Genomic DNA, 21,050 nt, shown 5'->3' on the forward strand with positions numbered 1-21,050 from the left:
CGGTCGTGCCGGCCGACACTCGGGCTCCCGAACCGGAGCGTGTCATGGCCGAACCGAAACCCGCCGTTGCCGGCGCACTGAAGCAGAATGTCAGCGTGGCGAAGAACCTGTTCTTCGGCGAGATCGTCGAGGAGAACCTGTTCCCGTATCCGCAGATGCGCGAGCGCGATCGCGAGATGCTCGGGATGATGGTGAGTTCGATCGACGACTTCCTCACCAGCCACAAGGACGATTTCCGGCACTGGGACGAGGCCGCCGAACAGCCGGCCGAGTTCATCCAGCAGCTGCGCGACATGGGCCTGTTCGGCCTGATCATTCCGGAAGCGCATGGCGGCCTGGAACTCAGCAACGCCGCCTATGCGCGCGTGTTGTCGCAGACTTCGCGCCATGATTCGTCGACCTCGCTGACCATCGGCGCGCATTCGTCGATCGGCATGAAGGGGCTATTGCTGTTCGGCAACGAGGTGCAGAAAGCCAAGTACCTGCCGAAGCTCGCCAGTGGCGAAATGATCGCCGCGTTCTGCCTGACCGAATCCGGCGCCGGTTCTGACGCCGCCTCGATTCGCACCAAGGCCGTGCGCCAGGCGGATGGGTCGTGGGTCCTCAATGGCGAGAAGATCTGGATCACCAACGGCGGCATCGCGCAGTTCTACACCGTGTTCGCACGCACCGACGACACCGACGGCAAGATGACCGCGTTCATCGTCGAGGCCGGCTGGCCCGGGGTCTCGCATGGGCCGCACGAGCAGAAGATGGGCATCCGCTCCTCGAGCACGACCACGGTCGCGTTCAGCGACGTGCGCGTGCCGGCCGAGTGCGTGCTCGGCGAGCCGGGCAAGGGCTTCAAGGTGGCGATGGCGATCTTGAACAACGGCCGCACCGGGCTTGGTGGCGGCGCGGTTGGCGGCATGAAGACGCTGATCGCGCTCAGCACGCAGCAGGCCAAGGATCGCAAGCAATTCGGCCGGCCGATCGCCGAGTTCGGATTGGTGCGCGAGAAGATCGCGCAGATGACGGTGGACTGCTTCGCTGCGGAGAGCGCGGTGTGGATGGTCGCGCACTACATCGACTCGGGTTGCAGCGACTATTCGACCGAGGCCGCGATCAGCAAGGTGTTTGCTTCCGACGCGATCCAGCGCCACGCGCATGAAGCGCTGCAGATCGCCGCCGGCAACGGTTTCATGAAGGAATTCCCGTACGAACGCATCCAGCGTGACTCGCGCATCCTGTCGATCTTCGAAGGCACCAACGAGATCCTGCGCCTGTACATCGCGCTGTCCGGCATGAAGGACGTGGGTGCCAGCCTGAGCGAGCTGAAGTCCGCGATCGGCGACATCTTCAACAACCCGATCAAGGGCTTTGGTGTGCTCGGCGGCTACGGTCAGCGGCGCCTGTCGCATGCCACCGGTTTCGGCACCGACCACATCGTGCGGGAGATGCATCCGCGGCTGCAGAAGCTCGCGAAGATCTATGAGCAGTACACGGTGGAACTGGCGCGCGTCTCCGACGTGCTGCTGCGAAAATACGGCAGGGGCATCGCCGACTACCAGCACCAGCAGAAGCGCGCCGCCGACATCGCCATCGACCTGTTCGTCGGCCTGTGCACGCTGTCGCGCGCCGATGCGCTCGACAAGGCTGGTGATGCGCACTCGGAGCAGGCGCTGGCGATCGCCGAGGTGTTCACCAAGCAGGCGCGGCGGCGCATGTTTCGCAACGTGCGCGGCGTTGAGAAGAACGAGGATGGCGAGATCGAAGCCCTGGCTGGCTTCATCCTGGAGCGCGGCAGCTATCCGTGGGATGTGATTTGAGCGCCGCAAGCAAGACCGCGAGGATCAGCACGGCCAGCGCCAGGTTGCGCGGACCGGGCACCGGTGCGGTGGGCAGCGCGTAGTCGATCACCAGCAGCGGTCGTGCGGCGGGATCGGAGGACTCGGCCGATTCCAGACGCTTGGCGGTGGGCGGCACCTGCGCCTCGTTGCTGAGCAGCAGCCAACCGTGGTTGCTGGCGGGGTTCGCGCGCCAGGACGCGAGGTCGGCGAGCATTTGCGCAGTCGCGGGCACCAGGTAGCGGGTTTCGCCGTCGAGCGTGAGGGTTGCGCTGGCGATCGCTGCGAAGTCGCCGCCAGCGGCAGTCCAGGGATCGGCGGGAAACGCGCGCAGCGACCAGGTCGGATCGCCCATGCTGGGCATGGTGCCTTGACCACCGGGTGTGCCGGCGTTGGACGATCCTTCTGTCCACGCGGCGCTGACGCGGTGCAGGCCGACATCGACGGGACCACTGGTGGTGCGCGAGACCGTGAGTTCCAGTCGTGCCGATTGAATCAGTGCATTCGCCGGCAATGCGCTCGGATCGAAACGCAACAGCGCGCGTCGACGCGTGCCGGCGACGATGCGCCCGACGAACAGGTGCGGGCCCTGGCTGTCGGCAGTCTCTGGGTCGCCGGCCAGGGGCTGGTACAGCGTGGCGTCGGCGATCGCCGGGAGTACGAGGGTTTCGCTTCGCGCCCCGGCGGCAGCGAGCGCAAGCGCCGCGAACAGTGCGAGGCGCGCGTTCACGGCGCGGCCTTGCGCGGCAGGCTGTCGCCGAGCACCACCCACGCGACCGCCGTGTCATGGCAGACGTGCAACTGCGGATCGCGATCGAGCGAGCCTTCGATCAGCGCCCGCGCCAGATGGATCTCGCCCGGCCAGCGCGACGAGCGGAACGCGGTCGGCGATCCGCAGTGCGAGCAGAAGCCGCGTTGCGCTTCGGCGGACGACGCATACCAGCGCAGCGTGGCATCGGCGACCCAGCGGAACTGGGCTTCGGCGACGCCGACCCAAGTCACGAACGCCGCTCCATGTGCGCGCTGGCACATCGTGCAGTGGCAGTGCGCGACCCACTTGCTCGGCAGGTCGAACTCGAAGCGCGTGGCGCCGCACAGGCAGCCACCCACCACGCTCGCATCGGCAACCATGTTCGTCGATCCCGTGGACATGGGCCAAGCCTGCCGCCAATGCTGTCGCGCTGCAATCTGCGGCCCGCCGGCGACTACGCCGCGGCGACGATGATCTGGCGGTCGAGGCGTCGATAACCGATCGCTTCCATCAGGTTCGCGGCGCCGATCTGCTCGGCGCATTCAAGGTCGGCGATGGTGCGGGCGACGCGCAGGATGCGCTGGTGCGCGCGCGCCGAGAGCCCGAGGCGGTCGACCGCGCGTTCCAGCAGGGCGCGCTCGTTCTCGCTGAGTGCGGCGTGTTGCTTCAGCTCATTGGGACCGAGTTGCGCGTTGCAGTTGCCGCTGCGGGCGAGAGCGCGTTCGCGCGCTGCGAGCACGCGTGCGCGCACCTGCGCTGAACTTTCGCGCGGTCCGGCATCGCGCCAGTCGCTGATCGGCAGGCGCGGCACTTCCACGTGCAGGTCGATGCGATCGAGCAAGGGGCCGGAGACGCGGCTGCGATAGCGCGCGATCTGGTCGGCGGAGCAGCGGCAGCGGTCGGAGACATCGCCGGCATAGCCGCAGGGGCAGGGGTTCATCGCCGCGACCAGCTGGAAGCGCGCCGGGAACTCGGCCTGGCGCGTGGCACGCGAAATCAGGATGCGCCCGGACTCGATCGGCTCGCGCATCGACTCGAGCACGCGGCGGTCGAACTCGGGCAGTTCATCGAGGAACAACACGCCGTTGTGCGCCAGCGAAGCTTCGCCTGGGCGCGGGATCGAGCCGCCGCCGACCAGCGCTACCGCACTCGCGGAATGGTGCGGCGAACGAAATGCTCGTCGCGATAACGCCAGCGTGACATCGAGCCCGCACAGCGAGGCCACCGCCGCGGCCTCCATCGCCTCGGCGTGGGTGATCGGCGGAAGGATGCCGGGCAGGCGCGAGGCGAGCATGGTCTTGCCGGTGCCAGGCGGACCGATGAACAGCAGGTTATGGCCGCCGCTCGCGGCGATCTCGAGCGCGCGTCGCGCATGCGCCTGGCCGATCACATCGGCGAGGTCGGGTGCGCTCGACAGCGCGGGCGGCACCGGCAGCGCGACGCTGCGCGGCAGCCGCTGCTCGTCGCGCAGGTGGGCACACACCGCCAGCAGATTGTCGGCGGCGTGGACCCTGGCATCGGGCACTTGCGCGGCCTCGTCGGCGTTGGCGGTCGGCACGATCACCGACTTGCCGTTGCGGGTCGCCTGGATCACCGCCGGCAGCAGCCCGTGGATCGCGCGCAGGTCGCCGGAGAGCGCGAGCTCACCGTAGAACTCGTGTTCGTCGAGCCGCTCCGCCGGCACCTGGCCGGAGGCGGCGAGGATGCCGAGTGCGATCGCCAGATCAAAGCGCGCGCCTTCCTTGGGCAGGTCGGCCGGCGACAGGTTGATGGTGATGCGCCGTTGCGGCCAGTCGAAGCTGGCGTTGAGCAGGGCCGAACGCACGCGGTCGCGGCTCTCGCGCACGGCGGCTTCGGGCAAGCCGACGATATTGGTGCCGGGCAGGCCGCCGGACAGGTGCACTTCGATATTGACCCGCGGCGCTTCGACGCCGAGCGCGGCGCGCGCATGGACGGTGGCGAGGCTCATGCTGGCGGAGCGCGCCGCGCGACCGGGCAGCGTCCCTGGGTGTTGTGGCCAACGATCCTGCGCAGCATGAGCCTCATCGTCCCGAAAAAAATGCCGCGCGAACGCGGCATCAAGAGTGCGGGCGGCGGAGTCCGTTCCGCCTACGACCCCGGGGGAGGTCGACGCTGCCCGCTGACGGCCGAGGTCAAGGTGAACGCTATTCCGCTTCGAGCTGGGCCAGGCGCCGTTCCAGCGCTTCCAGCTTTTCGCGGGTGCGCAGCAGGACCAGCCGCTGCACGTCGAATTCCTCGCGTGTCACCAGGTTCAGCCGTTCCAGGCCGGACTGCAGGGTGGCGCGAAAGGTCTTCGCCAGATCATCCCGGGCGGCGTCGAAGCCCGGCGGCACCAGCGTCGTGAGACGTTGGGCCAGCTCGTCGATCGCGCGGACATTGATCATGGTTCACCTCCTCGATGGCCGTCAGAGTACGGAACGCCCGATGCGCTCCGCCTCGGGCGGAATCTGAATTGTGCCTAGGAAATTTCGCAAATGCGTGGACACCCGCGGGCAGCCGCCGCAGCGACGCCGCTTTCGCTAAGCTCGCGGCGTTTCCGGGAGTTACGCGCATGAAAATGATCATGGCCATCATCAAGCCGTTCAAACTCGACGACGTGCGCGAGGCGCTGGCCGAGATCGGCGTGCAGGGCATCACCGTGACCGAGGTCAAGGGCTTCGGCCGCCAGAAGGGCCACACCGAGCTCTATCGCGGTGCCGAATACGTGGTCGACTTCCTGCCCAAGATCAAGCTCGAGATCGCAGTCGCCGACGACCAGGCCGAACGCGCGGTCGAGGCGATCATGCACGCGGCGAACACGAACAAGATCGGCGACGGCAAGATCTTCGTCTATCAACTCGACCGTGTGGTGCGCATCCGCACCGGCGAACTGGACGGCGACGCGCTCTAGGCGCCGCCGTCCGCGCGCGTCATTCGCCGAGGAACTCGCCGAGGAAGTTCGGCATCGCCAGCGCTGCGCGGTGGGTGTCGGCGTTGTAGTAGCGGGTGGCGAACTGCTTGGTCGCCGCACCGCGTTCGCGGAAGGTGTCGAGGTCGAGGTGCTTGCGCGCCATGGTCGAGCTCCACCATCCGGTCGGATAGCAGGGCTGTGGGAATGGCAGCGTGCGCAGGTGCGCGAAGCCGGCGTTCTTCATGGCGTTGCGCATGTCCTTGGTCAGGTCCATATGCACCAGTGGCGACTCGCTCTGCTGCACCAGAATGCCGCCCGGGCGCAGCGCCTTCAGGCAGCTCTGGTAGAACGCGGTGTTGAACAGGCCTGCGGCCGGGCCGATCGGATCGGTCGAATCGACGATCACGACGTCGATCGACTCGGCATCGAGGTGCTTCATGTAGGCGATGCCATCGTCGAACATCAGCTTCGCGCGCGGGTCGGCGTTGGCGTCGCAGAGTTCCGGGAAATACTGTTCGGACAGGCGCGTCACGCGCTCGTCGATGTCGCACTGCACGACCGACTCCACTTCGCGGTGCTTGAGCACTTCGCGCAGGGTGCCGCAGTCGCCGCCGCCGATGATGACGACGCGCTTCGGGCTCGGGTGCGTGAACAGCACCGGGTGCGACATCATCTCGTGGTAGAGGAAGTTGTCGCGCGTCGTCAGCATCACGCAACCGTCGATCACCATCAGGTTGCCCCAGTCGCTGGTCTCGTAGATCTCGATCTTCTGGAACGGCGTCTGCTCCTCGGCAAGCTTGCGCTTGATGCGGAAGGAAATGGCCGATCCCGACAGATCGTGTGGTTCCGAGAACCAGGTCGAATCGAGACTCATGACGACTCCAGGGCGAGGTGTTTCGAATTTTGGGGGCGCGATTGTAGCGGGAAGCCCGCAGCGCGCACCGTCGCGCGAAAGCAGGCTGCCGTTCGTTCACAAACGGCCGTTACACTACGCGCCCCGCGGGGTCCGGGCGGCCGGTTTGCCGCGGCTTGGGAGTGCTGGACATGGGCGGTTGGACATTGGCGCAGGCGCGGCACACCTATTCGATCGCGCACTGGAGCGAGGGCTATTTCGATGTCGATGCGCAAGGCCGCATGGAAGTGCAGCCGCAGGGCCCGCAAGGCACCGCGCTGGCCCTGCCCGAGGTCGTCGCCGCCGCCGAGGCGAGCGGCCTGAAGCTGCCACTGCTGCTGCGCTTCAACGACATCCTGTCGCACAAGCGCGCGCGCATGCAGGCGGCGTTCGCCAAAGCGATGCGCAATTCCGGCTTCGATGGCGGTTACACCGCGGTGTTCCCGATCAAGGTGAACCAGAACCACAGCGTCGCCGGTGAACTCGCGGCCAGCGGCGGCGACGGCTTCGGCCTGGAAGCCGGTTCGAAGCCGGAACTGATCGCGGTGCTGGCGCTGTCCAAGGGCGGCATCGTCATCTGCAATGGCTACAAGGATCGCGAGTACATCCGCCTCGCGCTGATCGGGCGCAAGCTCGGCCTCGACGTGTTCATCGTGATCGAGAAGCCGAGCGAGTTGAAGCTGGTCATCGAGGAAGCGCGCGACCTCGGCGTCGATCCGCTGCTCGGCGTGCGCATGCGCCTGGTCTCGATTGGCGCCGGCAAGTGGCAGAACACCGGCGGCGCCAAGGCCAAGTTCGGCCTGTCGCCGGGCCAGTTGACCGAACTGCTCGACGACCTCGATGCCGCCGGCCTGCGCCACGCGCTCAAGCTGGTGCATTTCCACATGGGTTCGCAGATCTCGAACGTGCGCGACATCTCTGGCGGCATGCGCGAGGCTTCGCGTTATTTCGTCGAACTGCACAAGCTCGGCTTCGACATCCGCTACATGGATGTCGGCGGTGGCCTCGGCGTCGACTACGAAGGCACGCGCTCGCGCAGCTTCTGCTCGATCAACTACGGCCTCGAACAATACGCCGCGACCATCGTCGAACCGGTCGCCGCCGCTTGCCGCGAGCATGGCTTGAAGGCGCCGCACATCATCACCGAAGCCGGGCGGGCGATGACTGCGCACCATGCAGTGCTGATCGCGAATGTCAGCGAAGTCGAAACCGCACCCGAGGGCCGGGTGCCGCCGCTCGCGGCGAAAGAGTCGGTGCCGATGCGTCACCTGCGCGAGATCCATGCCGCGCTCGACACTCGCCCGGCGCTCGAGCTGTACCAGGAGGCGCAGCACTACCTGGCCGAGGGCCAGGCGATGTACGCGCACGGCGAGATCGCGCTCGCCGAACGCGCCGCGCTCGACGCGCTCTACTACGCGATCGCGCATCGCGTGCGTGGCCTGCTCAAGCCGGACGAGCGCTCGCACCGCGAGACGCTGGACGAGCTGAACGAGAAGCTGGTCGACAAGTACTTCGTGAACTTCTCGGTGTTCCAGTCGATGCCTGACATCTGGGCGATCGACCAGGTGTTCCCGATCGTGCCGATCGATCGCCTCGACGAGAAGCCGACCCGTCACGGCGTGATCGCCGACCTCACCTGCGACTCCGACGGGCGCATCGACCAGTACGTCGATTCTGAAGGCGTCGATGCCAGCCTGCCGCTGCATGCGCTGCGTGCCGGCGAGAGTTACCGCCTTGGCTTCTTCCTGGTCGGTGCCTACCAGGAGACGCTCGGCGACATCCACAACCTGTTCGGCGACACCGACACCGTCGACGTGCGCGTCGACGGCAGCGGGTTCAAGTTGTCGAACGCGCGCCGCGGCGACAGTTGCGACCGCGTGCTCGGGTATGTCGGCTTCGCCGCCGACGACCTGCGCGCCGCCTTTGCGGCCAAGGTCGCCAAGGCGCAGGTCGATGCCGGCTTCGCGCAACGTATCGCCGCCGATCTCGAGGCGGGCCTGACGGCTTACACCTATCTCGAAGAGACCCCGCACGCATGAGCACGCTTCGTGTTGGTTTTGTCGGCCTCGGTGCCATGGGCTGGTCGATGGCCGGGCACCTGTATCGCGCCGGTCTGTTGGTCGCGGTCGCCAATCGCAGCCATGAAAAGGCTCAGCGCTTTGCGGCGGAACAGGCCGACGTGCTGGCTCTGGCCGATGCCGGCGAGCTCGCGGCACATTGCGATGTCGTGATCAGTTGCGTGACTGCGGACGCGGACGTGCTCGGTCTGGCCGCGGCGCTGGCGGCCAAGGCGAAGCCCGGCTTCGTGCTCGTCGATACCTCGACCATCGCCTCGACCAGTGCGCGCAAGGCGGCCGAGCTGCTGCGCGCAGTCGGCGCCGATTTCCTTGACGCGCCGCTGTCGGGTGGTGTCGAAGGCGCGCGCAACGGCAGGTTGTCGGTGATGGTCGGTGGCGATGCGCAGACGCTCGAGCGCGTGCGTGCGTCGCTCGACACCTTCGCGGCACGCATCACCCTGATGGGTGAGGTCGGCGCCGGCCAGAACACCAAGGCGGTCAACCAGGTGCTGGTCGCCGGCATCGCCCAAGCGGTGTGCGAAGGTCTCGCGCTCGGCGAGGCCCTGGGGCTCTCCGCCGACAAGCTGCTGCCGACAATCGGCGCCGGCGCGGCCGCGAACTGGTTCCTCGACAAGCGCGGCGCGACCATGTTGCGCAGCGAATTCGCACCCGGCTTCAAGCTCGGTCTGCTGCACAAGGATCTCAGGATCGTGCGCGAACTTGCGCTCGCGGCCGGCGTCAACCACGACCTCATCGACCTGTCGCTGGCGAACTATGCGGCGCTGATGGCCGAGGGCCGAGCCGACGAGGACACCTCGGCCTTGATCCGGCTCAAGCGCCAGCGCTGAGAGCGCGACGCGGCGCACGGCAGCGAGGTCAAGAAAGGTTACGCTATCGGCTCGATTTCGGACGGAGCAGAACGATGCGCAGCGTGATCCTGGGGCTAGGCCTCGGCTTGGCACTGACCGGTTGGGCGCAGGCCCAGACCTTTGGCGACGGCATGGAACTGGTCGAGGTGCAGACCGGACTTTCGGGTGTGCTCGCGGTTCGCAATGCGGGCGACGGGTCCAACCGCCTTTTCTTCGTGCAGCAGGGCGGCGTGGTCCGCTGGGCCGATGGCAATGGCGCCCTGCAACCGACGCCGTTCTTCGACATCACCTCCGGTTCGGGCAACCTCGGGGTCTGCGCCGTCGCCGGCGTGTCATCGGCTTCCTTCGGATTCTCTGGCGCAAGCGGCGAGCGCGGTCTGCTCGGGATGGCCTTCCACCCGGACTTCGGCGTCGACAACCAGTATTTCTTCGTGCACTTCTCGGACAGCCGCGGCGATACGCTGATCGCGCGCTTTACCGCCACCGGCAACACCACCGATTACGACACTTGCCGCGTGGTCCTGCGCATCGATCAGGACTTCAGCAACCACAACGGCGGCGACATCGCCTTCGGTCCGGATGGCTATCTCTACATCGGCATGGGCGATGGCGGCTCCGGCGGTGATCCCTGCAACCGCGGCCAGACGCTGAGCCCGAGCCAGCTGCCCGGCAACGACGGCACCAGCGGCTGCTCGGCCGACTCCAACTTCAGTTCGCTGGCCAACGGCAATCCCGACTCGCGCGCGCTGCTGGGCAAGATGCTGCGCATCGACATCGATGGAGACACCACCGCCGCCAATGCCAATGGCCTGTGCGGCAAGCGCACCGGCGGCACCAGCGGCGACGTGGTGGCGTTCTACGCGATCCCGAACCCGATGGGCGGTCCGGCGAATCCGTTCGCGGGCGCCGACCCGCAGTCGGCTTGCGACGAGACCTGGGACTATGGACTGCGCAATCCCTGGCGCTTCAGTTTCGATCGCTCCACCGGAGATCTGCTGATCGGCGATGTCGGGCAGGGCTCGACCGAGGAAGTGGACTTCGAAGCCGCGGGCAGTGCCGGCGGGCGCAACTACGGCTGGAAGGTCTGCGAGGGACCTTACGTGAGCGGCTCCGGCAGCACGCCCTGCGGGCTCGCCGGCGCCATCGCCCCGATCCTCTGGTACTCGCACAGCGCCGGTCGCTGCTCGATCACCGGCGGCTATCGCTACCGCGGGCCGGCGACGTTCTTCCAGGGCACCTACGTGTACAGCGACTACTGCACCAGCGAGATCTTCCTGGCTCGGGAGACCGCACCTGGCGTCTGGGCCAGCCAGCTGTGGGAGAACCCGGGCGGCGGCGTGGCCGGATTCGGCGAGGACGAAGGCGGTCGCGTCTATGTGGCGGCGGGCGGCAGCGTGCACCGCATCCAGGAGTCGATCTTGTTTGCGAATGGGTTTGAATGATCGCCCAGCACAGTTGTGTGACATGCGTATGACAGTGCGCTTGCCAGCGGGGTGAGGAGTGCGTACGTTCGCCTCACAGGCCATTGCGGCCGGGGAGAACACCATGAAGACGATGCTCGCAATCGCTGCGCTGATGTGGGGCGGCGCCTTGTTCGCGGCCGACGATGCCACCCGCGTGGTGCCCTGTCCCGATTCGCCGCAACCGGGGATCGGCCTTGCATCGAAGGCCAAGGCCGACCTGCAGAATCCCTGGCGCTATCCGGCGCAGGCGCGCCGCAATCGCGAACACGGCACGGTGACGCTCAAGCTGACGCTCGATGACCGCGGCAAGGCGCAGCGTGTTTCGCTGCTGAAGGGCAGCGGGTCCAGCCTGCTCGATCGCAGCGCTACCACCGCCGCAAAGTCGGCCTCGGTGCGCTTTTGCCCGCTCGCGGGCGACGCCCCGGTTGCGGCAGGTGTCGCTGTGGTCAATGTCACCTATTCGCTGACGCAGACGCTCGCGCAGCTTTGATGGGAAGGCATCGCGGGCCGGAGCCCGCTCCCACAGGGGCTCTAGGAGAGTTTGTCCGGGCGACTGTGGGAGCGGGCTCCGGCCCGCGATGCCTTACTGTGCAGCACTCTCACGCAGCGCGATGGCGCTGATGCCGTTGCCTTCCAACGTGCGCTTGGCGGCGTCGACTGCGCGCAGGTCGACGAACGGACCGAGGCGAACACGGAAGTACTCGGTGCCATTTACCGTCACCGCCTGGATCGATACCGCGGCGCCGACGCCCATCAGTGTCAGCCGCGCCTTGAGTGCGTCGGCATCGGCTGCGGAACGGAACGAGGCTGCCTGCAACATGTAGCGCTGTGTGCCCGCGGCTGCCGTGGCAACCGGTGCGGCGGCGCCGGCTGACTTCACCTCGGCATCCGGCACCACCACTTCCATCTCCGGCAGCACACTGTAGAAGTCGTACTTCGGCTTGTCGTCGGGCGTGGCGGACGCTGGCGCCAGCGGTGGTGGTGCGGCCACCTTGGCCTCGTTGCCGCGCAGCTGCGGAGCCCATTGCTTCATCAGTACCAGGGCGGAGAGACCCAGCCCGCAGAACAGGCCGCCCAGGAACCAGATCCACCACGGGATCTGGCGACTGCCACCGCTGTTGCCGCCGCGCATCGTCGCCTGCGAACTGCGCTTGGCCATCACATCGTCTCCGGCGCGGACACGCCGAGGATGCCGAGCCCGTTCGCGAGCACGCGGCGCACGCACGCGGCGAGCGCCAGACGCGCGCAGCGTTGGTCGGTGTCTTCGACCAGGAAGTGATGGCCGTTGTAGAAGGCGTTGTAGCGTGCCGCCAGTTCGCGCAGCGCCGCGACGATCAGGTGCGGCGAGCGGATGTCGACCGCGCCGCGCAGGTCTTCCGGAAAGCGGTCGAGTTGCTCCAGCAAGGCATGCGCCTGTGGCTCGCACAATTGGCCCAGCGCCGCGCGCGCTGTCGCCTCGTCATACGGCAGTGACTTCTCGACGGCCTGGCGGAACAGTCCGCACAGGCGCGCGTGGGTGTACTGCAGGTAGTACACCGGATTGTCGACCGACTGCGAACGCGCCAGGTCGAGGTCGAAGTCGAGGTGCTGGTCGTGGCTGCGCATCACGTAGAAGAAGCGCGCGGCATCGACGCCCACTTCGCGGCGCAGGTCGCGCAGGGTCACGAACTGGCCGGCGCGGGTCGACATCTGCACCTTCTCGCCGCCCTCGAACAGGATTGCGAACTGCACCAACTTGACCTCCAGCCGATCGGGATCGATGCCCAGGCCCTGTGCCGCCGCCTTCAGGCGTGCGACATAACCGTGGTGATCGGCACCGAACACGTAGATCGCGCGATCAAAACCGCGGTCGAACTTATTCAGCAAGTACGCGATGTCGGAGGCGAAATACGTGGTCGCGCCGTTCTCGCGTTGCACGACGCGGTCCTTCTCGTCGCCGAAGCTGGTGGCGCGGAACCACAGGGCGCCATCCTTCTCGTACATGTGGCCCTTGGCGGTGAGCACGTCGATCGCGCGCTGCACCGCACCACTGGTGGTCAGCGAACGCTCGGAGAACCACTGGTCATAGACGACGCGGAACTCGCCGAGATCCTGCTTGATGTCGTCGAGGCAGGCTTTCAGGCCGGCGTCGAACAGGCGCCGGTAGTTCGCCACGCCAAGCAGGGCGCGGGCACGCACGATCAAGCCATCGACGTGCGCTTCCTTGTCGCCGCCCTGGCCCTCGTCGGCGGCGATGTCGGCAAGCACGGTCGCAATCGGGTGATGCAGTTCGGCGCCCACGGCAAGGCGCAGATCCCGGGCAATGCCATGCACGTAGTCGCCCTTGTAGCCGTTGTCGGGGAAGCGGATGGGCTCGCCGCCAAGCTCGAGGTAGCGCAGCCACACCGAGATCGCGAGGATGTCCATCTGGCGGCCGGCGTCGTTGACGTAGTACTCGCGATCGACGCGGTAGCCGCCGGCTTCGAGTAGGTTCGCGAGTGTCGAACCGTAGCTGGCGCCGCGGCCATGGCCGACGTGCAGCGGTCCGTTCGGGTTGGCCGAGACGAACTCGACCTGCACCGACTCGCGCGAATGCTTTGGTGCGAAGCCGTAGCGTTCGTTGTCGAGTACGCGCGCGACCACTTGCTGCAGCGTGGCGCTGCTCAGGAAGAAATTGAGAAATCCAGGGCCGGCGATTTCGACCTTGGTCAGTGCCGGATGTGCGGGCAGGGCCGCAACCAGCAGTTCCGCGATCTCGCGCGGCTTGCGCGCCAGCGGCTTGGCCAGTTGCATCGCGATGTTGCACGCGAAGTCACCAAACTCCTTGGCGCGGGTACGTTCAAAGGTGATCTCGGGAGCGGAATCGAGCGCGATGCGGCCATCGGCCCGCAACTGGGCCAGTGCGCCAAGCACCAGCCCGGACAGGATTTCTTTCACGGAATGCGTCCGGAAGCGAAAAGGGGGCCGCGTAGTGTAGTCGGCGTGCCGGACTGCCGACAGCGCCGGGCGCTGGCGTGGCGCGGGCAGGACGAGGACGATCCCGCGCGCCTGTGGACAAGTCTGTGGGTGGAGCGCCGAAACCGCGCTGCCAGCGCAGGGAGCAGAAGCGCGCATGGCGCACAAGCGGCGCAGTCTCGGAAACAGAAAACATTTCCTATTCAATATGTTGCTGGATGATCGTCACGCGGTCTGTGAACTTCAGCGGATAAGCCGCGCCGGCTCTTGGCGAACTGTGGGTAAGCCGGGCTGCAACATCGCTGCAGTTTTTGCGTCATTGCCGAGTCACGGTACTGACCTAGTTTCCGCCGCCATGCGCCACCGACTCGCGCACCCCTTCCTGTTTGCGGAACTCCCCCGATGAAAACCGAACATTCGCAGCGACCCCGCGTCGCCCTGCTGCCTCTGCTGATCGCCGCCGTGCTGGCGTCCCCCGTGCGTGCCCAGGACGCCAGCGCCGAACCCGTGGACGAAGAAGACGCCACCGAGCTCAGCGGTGTCGAGGTGGAGGGCATCTACAACGAGGGCGGTCAGGAACTCTATACCGACGAGCGCCGCAGCACCGCAGCGGTGACCGAGGCGCTCAGTGCCGAACAAATCGCCCGCACCGGCGATTCCGACGCGGCCAGCACGCTCAAGCGCGTTACCGGGCTCTCGGTGGTCGATGGCAAGTACGTGTTCGTGCGCGGTCTCGGTGATCGCTATTCGAGTGTGTTGCTGAATGGCGCGCAGATCCCGAGCCCGGACCCGACGCGGCGCGTGATCCCGCTCGATCTGTTCCCGACCGAACTGCTCGAAGGCGTGGTCATCCAAAAATCCTACAGCGCCGAGCTGCCGGGCGAGTTCGGTGGCGGCACGGTGCAGTTGCGCACGCGCGGCGTGCCGTCCGGTTTCGTTGCCAAGCTTGGCTTCGGGCTCGGCTACGACGACAGCGCCACCTTCGACGACGGCCTCGGCTATGCCGGCGGTGATCGCGACTGGTCGGGTTACGACGACGGCGCGCGCGAGTTGCCGGACGCCCTCGCCGCGGCGATCGCCGACGGTACCATCCTGCGCCCGTCTTCGCCGACCAATCCAACCGGCTTCACGCCGACCCAGCTGGAAGGCTTCGGCGAGTCACTCGCCGCGCAGGGCTATGCGATCGAGCGCCGCAGCCTCAAGCCGAACAGCAGCGTCGGTGGCGCCATCGGCAACAGCTTCACGCTGGGTGACGTGCCGGTTGGCGTGCTCGCCGCGGTGCGTTACGCCAACACCAGCGACCACGTCGATGAGCAGCGCAACAGTTATGCCGTGCTGGGCGATGGCTCGCTGGTGCAGGCCAGTGGCCTGGATGTGGCGCGCAGCACCGAGAACGTCGAGCTGTCCGCCTTCCTGTCGCTCGGCGCCGACCTGAACGAGAACCACCGCCTCAAGCAGACAACCATGTTGCTGCGCGCCAGCGAGGACGAGGCGCGCATCGCCGAGGGTTACACCGAAGATCCGGCCGACGTGTCGCGCTTCCACTCGCTGGAGTGGATCGAGAACGAACTGGTAGCGGCGCAGTTCGCCGGCGAGCATCGCTTTCCCGGCGCGCGCGACCTGAGCCTGAACTGGCAGTACACGCTGGCGCAGGCCACGCGCGAATCCCCGAACACGCGCAGCTACCGCTACGACCGCAACAACGCCAGCGGCGATTTCCAGTTTTCGCGCCGCTCGGACAGCAACTCGACGGTGTTCAGCGACCTCGCCGACGACAGCCAGGACTTCGGCTTCGCGTTCAAGCTGCCATTGATGCTGAATGACGAGACCTACCTCGATCTTTCGGCTGGCGGCGCGCTGACGCGGCGCGAGCGCGAGTCCGAAATCCGCCGCTTCGAGTTCGGCGGCGTCGGCCCGCTGGCCAACGATCCCGTGGTCATCGGCGGCGCCACCCCGGACCAGGTCTTTACGCCGGACACGATCGGCAGCGATGGCTTCCAGCTGCGCGAGATCACCCGCGGCACCGACAACTACGACGCTGCACAGGACCTCGACGCGCTGTTCCTGGCGGCCGACCTGAACTGGAAGAGCGCATACCGTTTCACGCTCGGTCTGCGCCACGAGGCCAACGACCAGGAAGTCAGTACCTTCGCGCTCGGCTCGACGACGACGGCACCGGTGCTGTCGCGCATCACCACCTCCGACCTGTTGCCGAGTGCGGGGTTCACCTGGCTGTATTCGGATTCCGCGCAGTGGCGCTTCTCCTATGCGGAGACGGTGTCGCGCCCGGACTTCCGCGAGCTGTCGTCGGCGCCCTACACCGACCCGCTGCTGGACCTGGAGACGATCGGCAATCCGGACCTGTTGCCCACGGCCATCCAGCACCTCGACCTGCGCTGGGAGTACTACTTCTCCTACAGCGAATCGTTTTCGGCGGCGCTGTTCCTGAAGCAGTTCGACGACCCGATCGAAAAGATCCAGGTGCCTGGTACCGGCAGCCTGCTGTCGCTGGCGAACGCCGATGCGGCCAGCAACCGCGGCATCGAACTCGACTACTTCCGTGGCCTCGAATTCCTCGGCGATCGCTGGAGCGACTTCTACACTGCGGCGAACTTCGCCTGGATCGACTCGGAGATCGAGCTCGGCGGCGTCAACGCCATCCAGACCAACGACCAGCGCGCGATGCAGGGGCAGTCGCCCTACGTCGCGAACCTGCAGTTGGGCTATCGCAGGCCGGACAACGCGCTCGAAGCGACGCTGTTGTACAACGTGTTCGGCAAGCGAATCTCGCAGGTCGGCGTGTTCGGTGCGCCGGACATCTACGAGCAGGACTTCCACTCGCTCGACTTCAGCCTGCGCAAGCAGTTCGATCCGGAGTGGACGCTCAAGCTGCGCCTGCGCAACCTGCTCGACCCCAAGGTCGAGTTCACCCAGGGCGACGAAATCACCCGCGCATTCCGCCGCGGCCGCGAGCTTGGCCTCACCCTCGAATGGCGCCCGCAGCCCTGATCACACAAGAATCGGCGCGTGTCATCAGGCTGCAGTCTGCGTGCAATGACCGCGCCATGCGCGCTGCCTAAGGTGGCGGTCCGACATCCACAGGAGCCTTGTCCATGCGTCTTGCACAGTTCACGCGACCACTCGCGTTCGCCATTGTTTCCGCGCTTGCCGCGAGCACCGCACAGGCGGCGCTGATCGTCGACGAGCAGTTCGAAGGCACCTACTACAACACCACGCAATCTGGCCGCGGCGTCAACTTCGACTGGTTCCAGACCAGTTCCACCGGCGGCATCATGGGCATCGTTTTCTACACCTATGACGCGGCCGGCAATCCGTCGTGGGTGCTCGCCAACGTTCCGTTCGGTGAACGCGAGTCGAAGAAGACCAACATCGATGTCTTCCGCTTCACCGGTGGCAGCTTCGGCAACACCTTCACCGCACCGACTTCGGCGAATGTCGGCAAGCTCGATGTCGAGTTCCTGAGCTGCAATCGCGTCAAGCTCGACTTCGTCGCCGGCGCCGGCAGCAACCTGCAGAACTTCAACATGGACCTGGAGCGCTTCTTCGGCGCGCCGGCAAGCTGTGCCTACCAGACCGAGTTCAGCGCCTGCCCGGCCGGCACCTCGCGCATCGAAGCGCTGCCGCGCACCTGCCAGTTGCCGGCGACCATCACCGGCAATCTGCACCTGCCGAACAACGCGACGTATCTGATCAATGGCAAGACCTCGGTGGGCGGCGGCCGCAACACCCAGCCGGGCACCTTGACGATCGAGCCGGGTACGTTGATCCAGGGCCTTGGTCAGCAGATCGATTATCTGGTGGTGCAGCCGGGCTCGAAGCTCTACGCCGAAGGCACGTCGACTGCGCCGATCCTCTTCACCGGCCCGACCGATTCCCCAGGTTCCTGGGCGGGTCTCGTGCTCGCTGGCAACGCCGTGAACAACAGCTGCACCGGCGCCACGCCCTGTGCATTCGAGGCCGACTCCAACATCACCTTCGGCGGCAGCGATGACAACGACAGTTCCGGGTCGCTGCGTTTCGTGCAGATCCGCTACGCCGGCCAGGTCATCCGCGAGAACGAGGAGCTCAACGCGCTCACGCTGCTCGCCGTCGGTCGCGGCACGGTGATCGACCATGTGCACGTGCACGGCGGCAAGGACGACGGCTTCGAGATGTTCGGCGGCAGCGTCAACGCGAAGCATCTGGTCGGTACCGCGATCGAGGACGATTGCCTCGACTTCGCCGAGGGCTACACCGGCAAGATCCAGTTCGCCTACTGCAAGCAGACCGCCACCGCCTCCGGTGATTCCAACGGCGTCGAGTCCGACAACAAGCCCAACGCCTTCGACCTGCTGCCGCGCACCCAGCCCAAGGTCGCCAACGTGACCTTGGTCGGCGTCGGCACCGGCAATGAGGCCATTCGCATCCGCCGCGGTTCCGGCGGCAACTACTACAACATGGTCGCCACCGGCTTCGGTCAGGAGTGTCTGAACTTCAACGACGGCGCCACCTTCACGGCCAGTGGCTCGGCGGCGACGCCCGCTTCCAGCGGCCTGCTGACGATGTCGGGCTCGGCGCTCGGTTGCGCCAGCAACTTCGAAGACTCGGGCTCCGACCCGTTCCTGGTCAGCGCCTGGTATCGCGGCCAGTCGTCGAACAGCGACGGTGCCGCGTCCGCGCTGGGTCTGAGCGGGCGCTTCCCGGCGGCCTCGTCGATCCTGCTCGGCAGCGGCGTCGGCGTTCCCGGTGACAGCTTCTTCGATACGGTGAATTTCAAGGGCGCCTTCTCTGGCGTGATGACCGATTGGGCACGTGGTTGGACGATGGACGGCACGCTCGATTGATCGGCGTGGGCACAGGGAGGTGAAGCGCGGGGCCGGGACATCGGCCCCGTTTCTTTTGCCGCAAGTGGACCGCCGCGGCTATCCTGCGCTGCCTTGCCGCCGCTGGTCCTGATCATGCTCGAAACGTACGGATTCCTGGTGCTCGGTCTGGTGTTGGTCACGCTCGGTGCCGACTCTTTCGTCAAGGGCGCCTCCGGATTGGCTCAGGGGCGTGGTGTCGGCGGCTTCTCTGCCGGGCTGGCGATGGTCGCGGTGGGTGCATCGACGGCGCAGGTAGCCATTGCTGCAGCGGCCATCTTCCGCGGCCACGACGCGCTCGCCATCGGCACCGTGCTCGGCGGCTGCATCGCGAACCTGGGGTTGATCATCGGTGTATCGGCACTGGTCAAGCCGCTCGCCACCGGGTTTCGTCTGCTCGCCGTGGCACTGCCGATGCTGGTCGTCGCGGTGCTGGCACTGTGGATCATGGGCGCCGACGGCGCGGTCGGCCGCTTCGACGGCAGCTTGCTGTTGCTCGCCGCGGTTGCTTTTGGCTGGTTGGTGCGCCGCGCCGCGCCGCAGGAATCGGAGTCGGTGCGCAAGGAGCTCGCCTATGCCGCGAACACCCAGAGCGACCGCTTGCGCAACTTGTTGCGCATTGCCATCGGGCTGGCGGTGCTCGGCTACGGCGCCTGGCGCAGCGTGGGGTCGGCGCTGGAAATCGCGGCGCATTTCCGCATGGACGAAATGTGGATCGGGCTGAGCGTGCTCGCGATCGGCGCGGCGCTGCCGGAACTGGCCTCGGCAGTGGTTGCCGCGGCGCGCGGTCACGGCAATGTCGTGGTCGGCTCGGCGCTGGCATCGAGTGTCGTCAATCTGCTGTTTGTGTTCGGTCTGCTGGCACTGTGGCGGCCGCTCGCGCTGCCGGCGCCGATGCTGCGCATGGAGCTGCCGGTCTTGCTCGTGTTCGCGCTCAGCTTCTATCCGCTGCTGCGCGGTGAGGTCGTACTCTCGCGGCGCCGTGGTCTGTTGCTGGTGCTGGCGTTTGCCGGCTGGATCCTGTGGCTGTTGTGGCCGCGCCTGTAACGTTCAATCCGAGAAGTAGACGATGCAAACGCCGGAGAGCACGGCGACGCCGATCAGATCCAGCACTGCGCCTTCGCGCAGCATGCGGCGCAAGGGCACCATGCCGGTGCCGTAGGCGACCAGATTCGGTGCGGTCGCCACCGGCAGCATGAAGCCGCAGCTTGCGGCCAGCACCGCAGGCACCATCAGCAGGGCGGGGTCGATGCCGCTGGCGCTGGCGGTCGCGGCCAGGATCGGCATCAGCAGCACGGCGGTGGCGGTGTTGCTGGCGATCTCGGACAACAGCGTGACGACCAGACAGACGCCGACGATCAGCAGCCGGGGTGGCCATTCGCGCAGCCCGCCGAGCGCGAGCGCGATGCGTTCGCCGAGCCCGCTGCTCTGGAACGCCGTGGCCAGCGCGATGCCGCCCGCGAACAACACCAACGCCGCCCAGGGCACGCGCTCGGCCGTCGGCCAGTCGATCAGGGCACTGCCGCGGCCGTCCGGGACGATCGCCATCAGCAGCACGCCCACCAGCGCGATGCTGGCGTCGCTGACTGCCGGCAGCCCGGCCAGGGCGCTCCAACCGCCGTAGGGCTCCGAGCGGAAAACCCAGGCGGCGACGATCAATGCAAACACCACCAGCACGCGCTGCTCCCCGGTCTGCCACGGGCCGAGCTGCGGCACTGCGGCTGCGGGCGCATCGCGCAGCTGGCGGCCCAGCCACAAGGCCAGCAGCGGCAGGAAGATCAGCATGATCGGCACGCCGAAGCGCATCCACTCCAGGAACCCCATGCGCGTGCCGGTGGCCTGTTCGTACGCCTGCATGAACACCAGGTTCGGCGGCGTGCCGATCGGCGTGCCCCAGCCGCCGATACTGGCGGCATAGGCGATGCCGAGCACCAGTGGCACGCGCAGGCGCTGGTCCTGGTAATCCTCGAGCACCGCCATCGCCACCGGCAGCATCATCAGCGTGGCGGCGGTGTTGCTGATCCACATGCTTGCCAGCGCGGTCGCGAACACGAAGCCCCAGAGCAGGTGGCGGCCGCTGCGACCACCGAACAGGCGCACCATGCCGAGTGCCAGGCGCCGGTGCGCGTGGTTGCGTTCGAGCGCCGCAGCCATCATGAAGCCGCCCATCAGCAACAGGATCAGCTCATTGCCAAAGGCCTCGGCGACCTGCTTGGGGGTGATGACCCCGGCCATTGGCAGCACGCTCAAGGGAATCATTGCCGTGAACGCGGCCGGCACCGGCTCGAACAGCCACCATAGTGCGATCCACACCAGACAGCCAAGGGTGATGGCGAGCGCCGCCGGCTCGCCTTGCGCATGCAGCCACAGCGCCAGCGACAGCCCGGCTGCGGGCCCGAGGGGCAGCACCGCGCGGCGAACGCGTTCGGAGATCGGCGCGGTTTCTTCGTTCATGGATTCGGCCAACTGGGTCATGGTTTGTGCG

Annotated in this window: 17 protein-coding genes; 9 read left to right on the forward strand and 8 right to left on the reverse strand. The window is 66.9% G+C overall.

Annotated features, from left to right (window positions below; genetic code table 11):
* Nucleotides 1-44 precede the first annotated feature (44 nt).
* Nucleotides 45-1,808, forward strand: a complete 1,764-nt coding sequence (locus IPG63_06620; GenBank protein ID MBK6726925.1) for an acyl-CoA dehydrogenase family protein — start codon at nt 45-47, stop codon at nt 1,806-1,808.
* Here the strand turns inward: IPG63_06620 and IPG63_06625 are convergent.
* The 4 genes from IPG63_06625 to IPG63_06640 all read right to left on the reverse strand — a co-directional run bounded on the left by IPG63_06625 (nt 1,768) and on the right by IPG63_06640 (nt 4,982).
* Nucleotides 1,768-2,556: a DNRLRE domain-containing protein gene (locus IPG63_06625; GenBank protein ID MBK6726926.1), complete on the reverse strand. Its 789-nt coding sequence runs from the start codon at nt 2,554-2,556 to the stop codon at nt 1,768-1,770. The two genes, IPG63_06620 and IPG63_06625, sit on opposite strands and share 41 nt — an antisense overlap.
* Entirely contained in the window at nt 2,553-2,957 is a 405-nt protein-coding gene (locus IPG63_06630) for a GFA family protein (GenBank protein ID MBK6726927.1), read from the reverse strand. Before IPG63_06630 ends, IPG63_06625 begins: the two co-directional genes overlap by 4 nt.
* 74 nt (nt 2,958-3,031) lie before the next feature.
* Nucleotides 3,032-4,546, reverse strand: coding sequence for a YifB family Mg chelatase-like AAA ATPase (locus IPG63_06635; GenBank protein MBK6726928.1), 1,515 nt, complete (start codon nt 4,544-4,546; stop codon nt 3,032-3,034).
* 196 nt (nt 4,547-4,742) lie between these two features.
* Nucleotides 4,743-4,982, reverse strand: a complete 240-nt coding sequence (locus IPG63_06640; GenBank protein ID MBK6726929.1) for an accessory factor UbiK family protein — start codon at nt 4,980-4,982, stop codon at nt 4,743-4,745.
* 167 nt (nt 4,983-5,149) lie between these two features.
* Between IPG63_06640 and IPG63_06645 the strand changes: the two genes are divergently transcribed.
* A complete protein-coding gene (locus tag IPG63_06645) occupies nt 5,150-5,488 on the forward strand; it encodes a P-II family nitrogen regulator (protein ID MBK6726930.1) in 339 nt (112 codons plus the stop codon).
* A 19-nt stretch (nt 5,489-5,507) separates the two neighbouring features.
* Here IPG63_06645 and speE read toward each other — a convergent pair whose 3' ends face one another.
* On the reverse strand, nt 5,508-6,362 hold the full coding sequence (speE, locus tag IPG63_06650; GenBank protein MBK6726931.1) for a polyamine aminopropyltransferase: 855 nt from the start codon (nt 6,360-6,362) through the stop codon (nt 5,508-5,510).
* Between the two features lie 170 nt (nt 6,363-6,532).
* On the opposite strand from speE, the gene speA reads away from it, so the two are divergent.
* The 4 genes from speA to IPG63_06670 all read left to right on the forward strand — a co-directional run bounded on the left by speA (nt 6,533) and on the right by IPG63_06670 (nt 11,259).
* Nucleotides 6,533-8,419, forward strand: a complete 1,887-nt coding sequence (speA, locus tag IPG63_06655) for an arginine decarboxylase (GenBank protein ID MBK6726932.1) — start codon at nt 6,533-6,535, stop codon at nt 8,417-8,419.
* Entirely contained in the window at nt 8,416-9,285 is an 870-nt protein-coding gene (locus IPG63_06660; GenBank protein MBK6726933.1) for an NAD(P)-dependent oxidoreductase, read from the forward strand. Before speA ends, IPG63_06660 begins: the two co-directional genes overlap by 4 nt.
* A 74-nt stretch (nt 9,286-9,359) precedes the next feature.
* Nucleotides 9,360-10,748, forward strand: a complete 1,389-nt coding sequence (locus IPG63_06665) for a PQQ-dependent sugar dehydrogenase (GenBank protein MBK6726934.1) — start codon at nt 9,360-9,362, stop codon at nt 10,746-10,748.
* A 103-nt stretch (nt 10,749-10,851) separates the two neighbouring features.
* Nucleotides 10,852-11,259 carry an energy transducer TonB gene (locus IPG63_06670; GenBank protein MBK6726935.1) on the forward strand — a complete coding sequence of 136 codons (408 nt, stop codon included), beginning with the start codon at nt 10,852-10,854 and terminating at the stop codon, nt 11,257-11,259.
* 93 nt (nt 11,260-11,352) lie between these two features.
* Here IPG63_06670 and IPG63_06675 read toward each other — a convergent pair whose 3' ends face one another.
* Together IPG63_06675 and IPG63_06680 are read right to left on the reverse strand one after the other, a co-directional pair.
* On the reverse strand, nt 11,353-11,928 hold the full coding sequence (locus tag IPG63_06675) for an SPOR domain-containing protein (protein ID MBK6726936.1): 576 nt from the start codon (nt 11,926-11,928) through the stop codon (nt 11,353-11,355).
* Nucleotides 11,928-13,685 (reverse strand): arginine--tRNA ligase, encoded by a 1,758-nt coding sequence (locus IPG63_06680; protein ID MBK6726937.1) that lies wholly within the window; start codon nt 13,683-13,685, stop codon nt 11,928-11,930. Before IPG63_06680 ends, IPG63_06675 begins: the two co-directional genes overlap by 1 nt.
* 420 nt (nt 13,686-14,105) lie before the next feature.
* Here IPG63_06680 and IPG63_06685 point away from each other — a divergent pair, with 420 nt between their 5' ends.
* The 3 genes from IPG63_06685 to IPG63_06695 all read left to right on the forward strand — a co-directional run bounded on the left by IPG63_06685 (nt 14,106) and on the right by IPG63_06695 (nt 19,612).
* On the forward strand, nt 14,106-16,712 hold the full coding sequence (locus IPG63_06685) for a TonB-dependent receptor (protein MBK6726938.1): 2,607 nt from the start codon (nt 14,106-14,108) through the stop codon (nt 16,710-16,712).
* 104 nt (nt 16,713-16,816) lie between these two features.
* Complete coding sequence (locus IPG63_06690) at nt 16,817-18,547, forward strand: hypothetical protein (GenBank protein MBK6726939.1); 1,731 nt, start codon at nt 16,817-16,819, stop codon at nt 18,545-18,547.
* Between the two features lie 114 nt (nt 18,548-18,661).
* Nucleotides 18,662-19,612 carry a sodium:calcium antiporter gene (locus tag IPG63_06695; protein ID MBK6726940.1) on the forward strand — a complete coding sequence of 317 codons (951 nt, stop codon included), beginning with the start codon at nt 18,662-18,664 and terminating at the stop codon, nt 19,610-19,612.
* A 3-nt stretch (nt 19,613-19,615) separates the two neighbouring features.
* Here IPG63_06695 and IPG63_06700 read toward each other — a convergent pair whose 3' ends face one another.
* A complete protein-coding gene (locus tag IPG63_06700; protein MBK6726941.1) occupies nt 19,616-21,019 on the reverse strand; it encodes an SLC13/DASS family transporter in 1,404 nt (467 codons plus the stop codon).
* Nucleotides 21,020-21,050: the final 31 nt, after the last annotated feature.

The organism is Lysobacterales bacterium (assembly GCA_016703225.1).
Taxonomy (GTDB): Bacteria; Pseudomonadota; Gammaproteobacteria; order Xanthomonadales; family Ahniellaceae; genus JADKHK01.

Excerpts from the sequence above, each read along its gene's own strand:
- IPG63_06645 (MBK6726930.1), top strand. The coding sequence starts at position 5,150 with ATGAAAATGATCATGGCCATCATCAAGCCGTTCAAACTCGACGACGTG.
- IPG63_06675 (MBK6726936.1), bottom strand. The coding sequence starts at position 11,928 with ATGGCCAAGCGCAGTTCGCAGGCGACGATGCGCGGCGGCAACAGCGGT.
- IPG63_06665 (MBK6726934.1), top strand. The coding sequence starts at position 9,360 with ATGCGCAGCGTGATCCTGGGGCTAGGCCTCGGCTTGGCACTGACCGGT.
- speA (MBK6726932.1), top strand. The coding sequence starts at position 6,533 with ATGGGCGGTTGGACATTGGCGCAGGCGCGGCACACCTATTCGATCGCG.
- IPG63_06670 (MBK6726935.1), top strand. The coding sequence starts at position 10,852 with ATGAAGACGATGCTCGCAATCGCTGCGCTGATGTGGGGCGGCGCCTTG.
- IPG63_06620 (MBK6726925.1), top strand. The coding sequence starts at position 45 with ATGGCCGAACCGAAACCCGCCGTTGCCGGCGCACTGAAGCAGAATGTC.
- IPG63_06635 (MBK6726928.1), bottom strand. The coding sequence starts at position 4,546 with ATGAGCCTCGCCACCGTCCATGCGCGCGCCGCGCTCGGCGTCGAAGCG.
- IPG63_06630 (MBK6726927.1), bottom strand. The coding sequence starts at position 2,957 with ATGGTTGCCGATGCGAGCGTGGTGGGTGGCTGCCTGTGCGGCGCCACG.
- IPG63_06685 (MBK6726938.1), top strand. The coding sequence starts at position 14,106 with ATGAAAACCGAACATTCGCAGCGACCCCGCGTCGCCCTGCTGCCTCTG.
- IPG63_06660 (MBK6726933.1), top strand. The coding sequence starts at position 8,416 with ATGAGCACGCTTCGTGTTGGTTTTGTCGGCCTCGGTGCCATGGGCTGG.
- IPG63_06690 (MBK6726939.1), top strand. The coding sequence starts at position 16,817 with ATGCGTCTTGCACAGTTCACGCGACCACTCGCGTTCGCCATTGTTTCC.
- IPG63_06700 (MBK6726941.1), bottom strand. The coding sequence starts at position 21,019 with ATGAACGAAGAAACCGCGCCGATCTCCGAACGCGTTCGCCGCGCGGTG.
- IPG63_06640 (MBK6726929.1), bottom strand. The coding sequence starts at position 4,982 with ATGATCAATGTCCGCGCGATCGACGAGCTGGCCCAACGTCTCACGACG.
- IPG63_06695 (MBK6726940.1), top strand. The coding sequence starts at position 18,662 with ATGCTCGAAACGTACGGATTCCTGGTGCTCGGTCTGGTGTTGGTCACG.
- speE (MBK6726931.1), bottom strand. The coding sequence starts at position 6,362 with ATGAGTCTCGATTCGACCTGGTTCTCGGAACCACACGATCTGTCGGGA.